The organism is Treponema sp. UBA753 (assembly GCF_002297325.1).
Lineage (GTDB): Bacteria > Spirochaetota > Spirochaetia > Treponematales > Treponemataceae > Treponema_D.
In genome coordinates this window covers 4,345-14,753 of record NZ_DBKJ01000110.1, presented here as the reverse complement: position 1 = coordinate 14,753, position 10,409 = coordinate 4,345, and the positions used below count along the sequence as shown (strand labels likewise).

Genomic DNA, 10,409 nt, shown 5'->3' with positions numbered 1-10,409 from the left:
TGTAGTCAAAATTCCAGCCGTACAAAAGTCCTTCCATTAAAAAAGGCGCAACCTGCTTTGTTCTTTCAATTGCAAATCCGTACAGTTTTTCAAAGTCGGATTTTTCTTCCTGCTTGGATTGCGATTTTTGCTCTTGAACTGAATTTTCGTCTTCAAATTTTCCGGGAAAAGAATCCAGTTCCGCCCAAACTTGAATTCTAATCTGTTCATTCTGCAGCGGGGCCTGGCAAAAAGCATTTACGCTAAATAAAAACAGAACGCAAAAAAAAAGCAGCTTTTTTATCTCCATGCGTCTTTCCATACTCTTAAAGGATGAATTCCCATTCTTGCAATAAAGTAAATCCAAGCGACAGCAAATCCTGCCAAATGCGCAAGATGTGCAATTCCTGAACCATCGGAAATTTGGCTTATAATTTCAATCAGCGCATAGACAAAAACAAGCAACGGAGCAGCCACAGGAATTATTCCCCAGATATAAATCACATTCCGCGGAAAAATAACGGCATAGGCAAAAAGCAGCGCGTAAACAGCTCCGCTCGCCCCCACAAGAAGAACATTGATTCCAAAAAAACGATACAAGAGCGTAGAAATAATCCCGTCAAGAATTCCGCACAAAAAATAAAAAAGCAAAAATTCCTTAGAGCCAACCGCGCGTTCCACGGAAATTCCAAAGAAAAACAAAGCCAGCATATTAAAAAGAATGTGGCTCCATCCTGAATGCACAAAAAGATAAGTGAACGGCTGCCAGTAATAATGAAGCAAAATGCCAAAATACGACATTCCAAGATAAACTTGAAGCCGCGGAAAAATCATTGTCAGAAAAAAAACAACTAGATTTAAAGCAATTATTATAGAGGTCGCATTAAAAAAAGTATAACGGAAAGGTTTTCGGATTATATTCATGAATTTGATTTTTCTAATGCAGATTCTGTTTCTTTTGCGGAATCTGAATTCTGTGAAGAAGGATCAAAAATGGTAACTCTGTTTCTTCCAGTTCTTTTAGAAATGTAGAGAGCTTTGTCTGCTTGATCTACCAAAATTTTTGCAGAGCGAACAGGATTTGTTTCTATGTTGAACACAGAAATTCCGCCTGAAATTGTAATCTGCATATTGTGGCCTTCATAAAAAACCGTTGTCTGTTCAATTCGTTTTCTTATGCGTTCTGCAACAAGCATTGCCTCGTCTTTTCCTGCGTTGCACAAAAGAACTGTAAATTCTTCTCCGCCGTATCTTGAAGCAAGATCTCCTTCCCTTGTGCTGTCGCTTATAATTTCTGCAACTTTTTTTAGAACATAATCTCCGCAGGCATGTCCGTAAGTATCGTTAAACTTCTTAAAGAAATCAATGTCGAACATTATAACGCTTAGTGTCTGCTCATTGGAAAATGCCGAGTCAAGTTTGTCCTCAAGAATGTTATAGAAATAAAATTTTAGGCGAAGCTTTGTCATCATGTCGGTTGTGGACTGGTCAATCAAAGACGCATTGTGAACCGCAACCGAAGCAAGAGAAGCAATTGTCTGAATTTCATTTCTTTCGTAAGTTGTGTAGTCAGCAGAAAGATTTTCCACAAAAATCCGCTCGCCCATAACAAGAATTCCGTTCAAGTGATTTTTCAGCATAAGCGGAACTATAAGCGAAGGATTCAGCGATTCTATGACTTTTATTTCTTGAGATTCAGGGAATTTTTCAGAAAGCTCATGCAAGGCAAAAACATTTGAAGAACTGGACAAAAATTCAATGAGCGGAGAATCTATGCTAATTTTATATTCAATTGTTGGGTCTATGGCGATTCCCGAATAGTTTTCTGAAAGCTTAAAATATTCGCTGCCGAATTCTTCTGAAATAAAAAGTCCCGCACCTGTAACGCGCATCTGGGCCATCGCCACGTAAAGAATCGATTCAATGAGCGGAGAAAATTCAATTGTTGAACAAAATGACTTTGAAATTTCAAGCATCTGCTGTAAATCGTAAATATGCTTTTCAAACTCGGCAATAACCTGTTTTTCTTTTGCCACTGGAGTTTGAGTCTTTGCAGAAATTGCTTTCTTTTTAGCCATTTTATTTCTTCTCTATATTTCCGATTATAACATAATTCTTCATTATTTCAAGAAAAACTTTCCACTGGCCGTTTTGGTTTTCCATGCAGTCGGAATTGTCTCTGTTTCTTGAAGAAATCATAAGAACCTTTAAATTCGTTATAACCTCGGAACTTGGTTTTTTGGATTCGATAAGAATATCGTTTATTTTTTTGTAAAGCTGAAAAACATTTGTTGTTTCTGTCTGAATCAGTTCCTTTGCCTGCCTGTTGATTCTGTCTATAAGGTTTTTCAGCGTTGATTCAAATGTTGCGTCTTTGTGGCTGTCTCTTATAAGCGAAGTGATGTTTGTTTCATCGAATTCATTTCCGCGTGTAAATTTGGACTCGAATGCGTTTATTCTTTCAAGCGAATCGTTGCAAGTAAACACGGAAGATGAAAATTCAGACTTGTACGCAGGATTATTGAAAAAACCTTCTATTACAATGTCATTTAAAAGCGGCTTTACGTGCTCTTCATAAAAAACTGAAATAAAATTCTTTAAAAGCTGAAGCGGAGTAATCCAGGCAAAAGAAAACGGCGTGCTTTGTCTAAGCTGAAAATCCAAGTCCTTGCTGTAGCCCTGAACTGCTGCAAGCGGCGCGCCACCAAAAATTTGCTTTATTTCATTGTTTATTGCCGCGTCTTGAATTTCGCCTTTTAAACGAGCTTCGTCTGTTCGGAACCGTGTTTCAAGATAGTCAGCGTATTTTTGCCTTGAATTTCCGTTGTAAACCGCGCGTTCTGGAACAAGCTCGTAGTTTTTCTTTGAAATTCTAATCATGCACGAAAGAATTTCCTTGGTAAAAATGTGCTTTACAATGTACTGAATTTTTTTGAAATTTTCTTTTAAACTTTGAAGTTCCCTGTCTGAAATTTTGCCGCCTTTTTTCAGCCTGAAAAGTGCAAGAACCGCATTGTAAAGCGAATTTGTAACGTCCATTTCCGCAATCACAAAATACAAGTCCAGCAAAGAATTTTCCAGCAATTCAATAGGCACTGGCTGAAATTCCGGTGTGTAGGAATCTTTTGTGCTGTAGCTTGGATCAAAAAGTTTAAGAGCCGTTATGTAGCTGAACTTGCAAATGTCATTCAGCTGTTTCATCTTGTCTAAAGTCTCTTCAATTTTTATAAATGCAGGAGAATTCAGTTCCTTTTCAACTTTTTCAAGCTGCCTGTGCTCACTTTCAAAATGCCGGATAAGCGACTGGGCTTCCATCGCGCTTTTTTTTCTATTTTCATAAGAAAGAAGATTTTCAAGAATTTCCCGGGCCTCGCTGTCAAATCCTGTAAAAATAAGTTGCTCTTCAAAGTGCCGACTTGTATCTAAATCTGTGGAACAGTAAGTTTCCGAAAGAATGTCAAAAATTGGAGCTGTGTTTACAAAAAGCACTCGCAAAGCTTCTGCAAAATCTGGCATTACAAGACCGTTTTTGTAAAGTCCAGGCGCAAGGTTTTTCAGCTCAGATTCAATTCTTCTAACTGCCTGTCTCTGGAGGCTTTCTGGTGATGTAGGAGAAAATATTGTTTTGAAAAACTCTGCAATTATTTGAAAAAGCCCCATAATAAGTTATTTTATGGATAAACAAGGATTTATTCAAGTGCAGTAAAAATGTGTTTTGCGCAAAAGTTTTTCACAAAAACTGCTTAAAAAGTTCTTCGTAGTCTTTTATAGAAACTGAATTCACAATTTGCTCTCTTAGTCTTGCGCCGCCTTTTATTCCTGAACTGTACGCGCAGAATTTTTTTCGCATCAGCATACAAGCGGCTTTCTCTCCGTGCTCTGCGACATTCATTTTAAGTTCGCGAAGACCTGCTTCAAGCCGTTCTTTTGGAGTTTCTGTTTCGTATTCTCCTTCTAAAAGAAACTGTTTTGTTCTTTTGAATAAAAAAGGATCTCCCATTGCGCCTCTTGCAAACATCACGGCATCTACGCCGGTCTGTTCAAGCATGAGTCTTGCAGTTTCCGGACTGAATGCGTCTCCACTCCCAAACACAGGAATTCTTTTTGCAACAAAATCAACCAGCTGCTTTTGAATTTCCCAGTCGGCTTTTCCGGAATAGCCTTGGGCTTTTGTCCGTGCATGAATCGTTATTGCATCTGCTCCGGCTTTTAAAGCTGCGTCTGCGCATTCTTTCCATGTTATATTAGAAGAATCCCAGCCACTGCGGATTTTTATTGTTACAGGAATATTGCCGCGTTCTGGATGCAATGAAGTATATTTAATAGAAGATTCTTTTACCGCCTTTACTATTGAATAAAGACGTTCTGGCTCTTTTGTAAGCACACTGCCTGCTCCAGTCTTTGTTATTTTGGGAACAGGACAGCCGCCGTTTATGTCTATGCAATTGCAATCTGTTTTTTCAAGGACAATTTTTGCAGCTTCTGCCATTGTCTGCGCATTTCCGCCGAAAATCTGAACACAGTAAACTTTTTCATTTGGGGCACGGCGCATAAGAAGTTCTGTTTTTTTGTTTCCGCGCACAAGAGCTTCCGCAGAAACCATTTCCGTAGTGCAAAGAGAAGCTCCGTATTCAACACAAAGCGAACGGAACGCCATATCGCTGTAGCCTGCAATCGGTGCTAAAAAGAGATTTCCGCCTAAATGAAGAGCTCCAATGTCTACTGAATGGTAAAGTCTCATTCTTCCGGCAAGTTAAAGACTTTACAGCTGTTTGTCCAAAGCTGGGCAGAAAGTTTTTCCAAGTCCGTTTCAAGCATCTCCGCCAAAAATCTTGCGGTTGAAGGCAAATATGCCGGCATCGTTCTTTTTTTCTCGCGGAATTCGGCCGGAATCATAAAAGGGCTTTCTGTTTCCAAAAGAATTCTGTCTAGCGGAATATTAAGAACTGTTTCATGCAGGTTGCGGGCGTTTCTGTAAGTCAAGTTTCCTGCAAAAGAAAAATAGACATTCATTCCTGCGTCCAGGCATTTTTTTGCATAAGGAGCGTCTTCACTGTAGCAATGGAAAATCGCGCCTTTTTCCGGCAATCTGTCCTGAAGAATTTCAAATATGTCTTTTCCTGCATCGCGGTTATGGATTATGACTGGAAGATTATGCTTTTGGGCAAGTTCCAGCTGAGTTATAAAAAGCTCAATCTGGCGGCGTTTATCTCCGTACTGCTTAAAATAGTCAAGTCCAGTTTCCCCGATTGCAACAACATTCGGAAGTGAAACACTTTCTTCTATTATCTTAATCCAATCTGCGCCGGGATTGTTTACTTCCGAAGGACCAACTCCAACGGCATGGTAAACACCTTTCTGCGATTTTAGAAAAGCATATTCTTTTTTAAAGTCGAGAATGCTATTGTTTATGCTTATAATTCTTGTAACGCCGGCTTGTTTTGCCTGCTGAATAACGCTAATCTGTCTTACAGGGTCATCGTAAATCAACCCTATATGGGCGTGAGTATCAAAAAACTGCATGGCTTTTCCTTAAAAACTTGAAAGACTTTTCTAAAGAAGATTCCCTAGAAAATTTTAATATTTTTTAATTAATTATCCGATATATTATTAATAAGATAACATAGGAACGCCTTGAAGTCAAATGTAATTTGCCTTAGGTTTTGCCAGTGAAGTCCGTTTGACAGCATAGACGTCCTTTGATATACTGTTTGTTCGGTAATTCGGAAGTGGTTTTAAAAGTCAAGTTTTGAAGCACTTTTGCTGCTTTTCGGATAAAGTTTTTTACGGAGATTTTTGTGGCGCGTTCTCGCAAATACAAGAGATTAGAAAAAAATATAGTTTCCCGTATTATGCATGCCTTTAGACTTTTCTTTGTTTCTATAGGCAAGGTTTGCGCAAATGTCATAAAATTCTTTGACGGAAAACTTACTTTGATGATTGTTCCGCATTCGCAAGGAAAAGTTTTTAGCGTGCAGACAAACGTTTTTGCGCTTGTCCTCGGAATTATTCTTGCAGTTGGAATTACAGGCTCGTTTGTTTACTTTAATCAGAAAAACGCTTCTTCCGGACTTGAAATTTCACGGCTCAGAGACGAAAACAGAGAAACTCTTGCAAGCCTTGACGAGCTTAGAGACGAAAACAACAATCTTCTTCAGACTGCAAAAAAATTCCAGTCAACTTTAAGCCAGTCTCTTTCACTTTTGGGAATAAACCAGAACACTGGAACTTCAAAATCAGCCGGAAAAAATTCAGATCTTTCATCTTTGTTTGACACGCAGGATATAACTTCAGGCTCTTTAAAGGAAACTTCCGACATAAAGCAGCTTACGGCTTATTTGGAAAGCGCAGTTCGCCCAGTTGAGCAGATTGGAAAAATGCTTGAAAACCAAGGCGCGCTTTTTTCTGACATTCCGAATGTCTGGCCTGTAAAAAATGGAATTGGACATATTTCCATGGAATTTGGACAGAATATCCATCCAATCACACAGCAATGGTACATTCACAAAGGCCTTGACTTTAGTACTTGGAGGCAAGGGGATCCTGTTATTGCAACTGCAAACGGTCAGGTTGTTACAGTTGCCTACGATGACAGCTTTGGTCTTAATGTAATAATCAAGCACAAGCACGGAATTTACACACGTTACGCCCATCTTGGCACAACACGCGTAAAGAAAGGCGACATGGTTGCTCAGCGCCAGATAATTGGAACAATCGGAAACACAGGAATCACAACAGGACCTCACCTTCATTACGAAGTCCACATAGGTTCAGATGTAGTAGATCCTGCAAAATACATCAACGTAAAATAATATGGCTATTTTTAACGACAATATTTCCATTAACAGCATCCTTGGCGCAGGCTCTTCTGTAAAAGGCGATGTCAAAATAAACGGATTTGCTCGTATTGACGGTGATATTGACGGAAACATAGAAGCTAGCGGAAATGTTATAATTGGCGAAAATGCCAGAATCCGCGGAAACATAAAAGCAAAATCCATAACGGTTATAGGCGGAATTGTTTTAGGCGACATTGTTGCTCCGGACTTTATAAAGCTTCTTTCCTCAAGCGTGGTGATTGGAGATTTGCAGACAAAAAAACTTGTCTCAGAAGAAGACGTTGTGCTGCACGGCCACTGTATTTCGCTTTCAGACAGTGCGGAATTTGCATCCGCAGTTTCACGGCAAGAAAACATGAAGGCAATTTCTTCAATGTCCATAAGGATTTAAAATGGAAGTTGAAGGCACATCCTCAAGCCTGTATTTTTCCGCAGCAGCTTCAATAGCAAACGCTCAGGCTCAAAAAGCCCAAAAAGACGAAAAATCACAAAAGACAGACAAAGCAAGACGGAAACTTTTTTCCAGCGCAATGGAAAAGGCCCGGGAAGAATTCGCTCTGCAAAAGGACGGATTTCCCAAGGAAATTGCGGGGCTGGACACGGAAGATGCGGCAATCTACCTAAAAGATCAAGCTGACATGGCGGCGGATCGTCTAAAGGAAAAGCAGACCCCGGAAGAATTTGCTGACTACAGAAGAAAAGTGTCGCAGTTTTTAAGATACCTTGCAAAAAACAACTTTGAAGTAAAAAAAAGAGAACGGCGCGGATTCACAAGAAAAGGAAAGCCGCTTGATCCGCAGTTCAAGATTGTGGTCATAAATCAGAAACTGGACGAAATGGCAAAGTGGCTTTTAAGTTCGCACAAAGAAGCGTTCGCAATGCTTGCCCGTGTAAACGAAATCAGCGGTCTGCTTGTAGACCTTATGGCGTCATAATTGATAAACTAAGACAATTGGAGTTTTTATGTCTGATATTTTTGAAAACGATATATATGAAGAAAATGAAGATCTTGCCTCTCTTGAAGACTCGCAGGAACCAGAAAACACCGACTCAAGGAATTTTGTTTTTCCCAAGGAACTTTATAAGCTTAAGCTGGTGTATTCATTTGAAGGAATTTACGCCACGTTTCCAGGCGGAAAGCTGAATGACGGCGACAAAGTGATTGTTCCCACACGCTACGGGCTTGACCTTGCAGAAAATCTCGGGGTTTCTAAAGTTCCCATAGGAATAAAACCGGGCGATGTTGTGCAGATTTCGCGCAAGGCAAACAATGATGACATTGAAAAAGCTTCTTCACTTGCAGAAACTGAAAAGTCTGCATTCAAGGTGTTCCGCGAAAAAGTAGAGCATCATCATTTGGACATGAAGCTCATTTCCGTGCATTTTCTTGTGGGTGAACAAAAAGCCTTGTTTTTCTTTTCCAGCGACAACCGGGTTGACTTCCGCGAGCTTGTAAAAGACCTTGTTTCAATCTTTAAAATGAGAATTGAACTGCGTCAGATTGGAGTGCGCGATGAATGCCGAATTACAGGAGGACTTGGAGTATGCGGACGGCCTTACTGCTGCAACAGCATAAGCGACAAACTTCGGCCTGTAAGCATAAAAATGGCAAAGGAACAAAACCTAAGCCTTAACTCCATGAAAATCAGCGGACAGTGCGGACGCCTTTTGTGCTGCCTAAGCTATGAGTACGACTGGTATTCCGAAGCGCGCAAAAAACTCCCGAACGAAGGCATAAGGCTTTTTTACGACGACACAAACTTCCGCGTAATTGAAGTGAACCCAATAACTTCCATGGTAAAAATGCTCGGTGAAGACGGACGCGTAATCGAAGTGAACGCCAAACGCTTTGTCCGCGAAGGCAACAGATGGAAAATCGGAAATTAAAAAACTGAAAGAACACATAACTGTTGAAAATAAAAATGATAGGGAATATACTTAAATCCATATCAAAGAGGTTTTTATGCTTTTAGTTGACAAAAATATAAAAGAACTGGTTTTGCAGGAAAAACTTATTGTTTCAGGTTATAAAGAAGAAAATCTAAAAGGAATTGCCTACGAACTTTCTGTTGATTGCATATATGACTCTCAAAAAAACAGCGTTTTGTCTTTTGAAATGAAACCGGGAGACGTGGTTTACATAAAGACGAATGAAGAAATAGAACTTCCGCCTCAACTTACCGCTCGGATTGTTGAAAGAAATTCAGTTATGAGAATGGGACTTAAAGTTGACGGTCCTCAGTATATTCCGGGGCACAGAACATTCTGCTTTTTGCGCGTTCAAAATATTTCTGATTCCGTTCTTACAATTGCCAAAGGATTCGGAATTGCACAGGTTGTTTTTGAAGAGCTAAAGGAAATTCCAGAGCAAACTTACGACAAGCAGCATGACGCTTCATTCAGAAACGAAAAAGATTTTGTAGGGGTTGGAAAATATCAGCCTGAATACGACAAGCTTATGAAAGAATACAAAGACGCAAAAGAAGACCTTGAATCTTTAAAAGAAAAGATTTATGGAAATGTTCTTACAATAATGGGTGTTTTTGTTTCAATTTTTACACTTGTAAGCGTGAACATTCAGGCATTTGCAAGAGAAACTGTTTCTAAAAATCTAATAGCCACCGTGAATCTTTGCCTCCTTACTTGCATTGCAACTTTGCTTGGGTTTGTAATGCTTATTGTCAATAAAGGCAAGAAAAAATGGTTTAGCGCAGTTTATACTGTGTTCCTTATATTGCTTGCCTCTTCAACAATAATTCTTGCCCTGCTTAAAAACTGATTTTTTAGCTGAAAACGTGCATTTTTTGATAATTTTCTGCAATTAAATATGCGGAGGATTTATGAAAGAAATGCATGAACTGACTCCCGCGGAAAAATGGGAGCGAGCGACACTTGCGGACAACTTTATCTTTTGCAAGGTAATGACGGCAAACCCGGACTTGTGCAAGGAATTACTGGAACTTCTGCTTAACATAAAAATTGAGCGGATTGAAATTCCTGTGGCTGAAAGAAGCTTTAAAGTTGACTACGACTCAAAGGGAATTCGGTTTGATGTCTATGTAAAGGACGGAACCGGTCGCTGCTTTGATATTGAAATTCAGACTACAAACAGAACGAATCTTGCTAAGCGCGCAAGGTACTACCAAGGACTCATGGACGTTGACAGCCTTGTTTCCGGCGCGGATTACAGCGAGCTTAATGAAAGCTACGTGATTTTTCTGTGCATGGAAGACGCTTTTGGAAACGGACTGCCTGTGTATGATTTTCATCAGGTTTGCAAGCAGAATTCTGAGATTTTATTAAACGACGGAACTCACAAAGTCTTCTTTAACGCTTCAAAATATGATAAAATGCCCACGGAAAGCCTAAGGGAATTCTTTAAATTCCTTAACGGACTGAACGCGGCCTCGGACTTTACAGACCAGCTTGAGCAAAAAGTGAGGTACGCCAAGACAAATGCGCAATGGAGGCATAGGTTTATGACGTGGGAACAGGAAATGCGAATCCAAGTAAAAGAAAAATCCGAACAGCTTGCAAAAATCATAGCAAAAGAAATGGTTGAAGACAGGGTTAATGCCATGAGAGCAGATA

Annotated in this window: 11 protein-coding genes and 1 pseudogene; 6 read left to right on the top strand and 6 right to left on the bottom strand. The window is 39.7% G+C overall.

Annotated features, from left to right (window positions below; genetic code table 11):
- From B4C08_RS09015 to B4C08_RS08990, 6 genes and pseudogenes are all read right to left on the bottom strand, one after another.
- Positions 1 to 289, bottom strand: a pseudogene (locus tag B4C08_RS09015) (hypothetical protein); the annotation flags it as partial.
- Positions 280 to 903 (bottom strand): rhomboid family intramembrane serine protease, encoded by a 624-nt coding sequence (locus B4C08_RS09010; RefSeq protein ID WP_296664638.1) that lies wholly within the window; start codon positions 901 to 903, stop codon positions 280 to 282. The pseudogene B4C08_RS09015 and the gene B4C08_RS09010, both read right to left, overlap by 10 nt.
- Entirely contained in the window at positions 900 to 2,057 is a 1,158-nt protein-coding gene (gene dgcA, locus B4C08_RS09005) for a diguanylate cyclase DgcA (RefSeq protein WP_295800564.1), read from the bottom strand. Before dgcA ends, B4C08_RS09010 begins: the two co-directional genes overlap by 4 nt.
- A 1-nt stretch (position 2,058) precedes the next feature.
- A complete protein-coding gene (locus B4C08_RS09000; protein ID WP_296664635.1) occupies positions 2,059 to 3,639 on the bottom strand; it encodes a DUF5312 family protein in 1,581 nt (526 codons plus the stop codon).
- Positions 3,640 to 3,709: 70 nt separating this feature from the next.
- Positions 3,710 to 4,720 carry a tRNA dihydrouridine synthase DusB gene (dusB, locus tag B4C08_RS08995; RefSeq protein ID WP_296664633.1) on the bottom strand — a complete coding sequence of 337 codons (1,011 nt, stop codon included), beginning with the start codon at positions 4,718 to 4,720 and terminating at the stop codon, positions 3,710 to 3,712.
- Positions 4,717 to 5,502, bottom strand: coding sequence for a TatD family hydrolase (locus B4C08_RS08990; protein WP_013702422.1), 786 nt, complete (start codon positions 5,500 to 5,502; stop codon positions 4,717 to 4,719). Before B4C08_RS08990 ends, dusB begins: the two co-directional genes overlap by 4 nt.
- Positions 5,503 to 5,777: 275 nt before the next feature.
- Between B4C08_RS08990 and B4C08_RS08985 the strand changes: the two genes are divergently transcribed.
- From B4C08_RS08985 to B4C08_RS08960, 6 genes are all read left to right on the top strand, one after another.
- Entirely contained in the window at positions 5,778 to 6,791 is a 1,014-nt protein-coding gene (locus B4C08_RS08985) for a M23 family metallopeptidase (protein WP_296664629.1), read from the top strand.
- A gap of 1 nt (position 6,792) precedes the next feature.
- Positions 6,793 to 7,209 carry a bactofilin family protein gene (locus B4C08_RS08980; RefSeq protein WP_295799004.1) on the top strand — a complete coding sequence of 139 codons (417 nt, stop codon included), beginning with the start codon at positions 6,793 to 6,795 and terminating at the stop codon, positions 7,207 to 7,209.
- Between the two features lies 1 nt (position 7,210).
- The gene (locus B4C08_RS08975; protein WP_295799000.1) at positions 7,211 to 7,753 is read left to right on the top strand and encodes a YaaR family protein; all 543 of its coding nucleotides are present in this window, start codon (positions 7,211 to 7,213) and stop codon (positions 7,751 to 7,753) included.
- A 28-nt stretch (positions 7,754 to 7,781) separates the two neighbouring features.
- Entirely contained in the window at positions 7,782 to 8,705 is a 924-nt protein-coding gene (locus B4C08_RS08970; RefSeq protein WP_296664627.1) for a PSP1 domain-containing protein, read from the top strand.
- 76 nt (positions 8,706 to 8,781) lie between these two features.
- Positions 8,782 to 9,597, top strand: a complete 816-nt coding sequence (locus tag B4C08_RS08965) for a dCTP deaminase domain-containing protein (protein ID WP_296664624.1) — start codon at positions 8,782 to 8,784, stop codon at positions 9,595 to 9,597.
- A gap of 61 nt (positions 9,598 to 9,658) precedes the next feature.
- The coding region (locus tag B4C08_RS08960) for an Rpn family recombination-promoting nuclease/putative transposase (protein WP_296664622.1) at positions 9,659 to 10,409 on the top strand (751 nt) is incomplete at its 3' end.

What these genes read in the sequence shown, in the direction of transcription:
- B4C08_RS08975 (WP_295799000.1), top strand. Translation starts at nt 7,211, where the DNA reads ATGGAAGTTGAAGGCACATCCTCAAGCCTGTATTTTTCCGCAGCAGCT.
- dgcA (WP_295800564.1), bottom strand. Translation starts at nt 2,057, where the DNA reads ATGGCTAAAAAGAAAGCAATTTCTGCAAAGACTCAAACTCCAGTGGCA.
- B4C08_RS08965 (WP_296664624.1), top strand. Translation starts at nt 8,782, where the DNA reads ATGCTTTTAGTTGACAAAAATATAAAAGAACTGGTTTTGCAGGAAAAA.
- B4C08_RS09010 (WP_296664638.1), bottom strand. Translation starts at nt 903, where the DNA reads ATGAATATAATCCGAAAACCTTTCCGTTATACTTTTTTTAATGCGACC.
- B4C08_RS08980 (WP_295799004.1), top strand. Translation starts at nt 6,793, where the DNA reads ATGGCTATTTTTAACGACAATATTTCCATTAACAGCATCCTTGGCGCA.
- B4C08_RS08970 (WP_296664627.1), top strand. Translation starts at nt 7,782, where the DNA reads ATGTCTGATATTTTTGAAAACGATATATATGAAGAAAATGAAGATCTT.
- B4C08_RS09000 (WP_296664635.1), bottom strand. Translation starts at nt 3,639, where the DNA reads ATGGGGCTTTTTCAAATAATTGCAGAGTTTTTCAAAACAATATTTTCT.
- dusB (WP_296664633.1), bottom strand. Translation starts at nt 4,720, where the DNA reads ATGAGACTTTACCATTCAGTAGACATTGGAGCTCTTCATTTAGGCGGA.
- B4C08_RS08990 (WP_013702422.1), bottom strand. Translation starts at nt 5,502, where the DNA reads ATGCAGTTTTTTGATACTCACGCCCATATAGGGTTGATTTACGATGAC.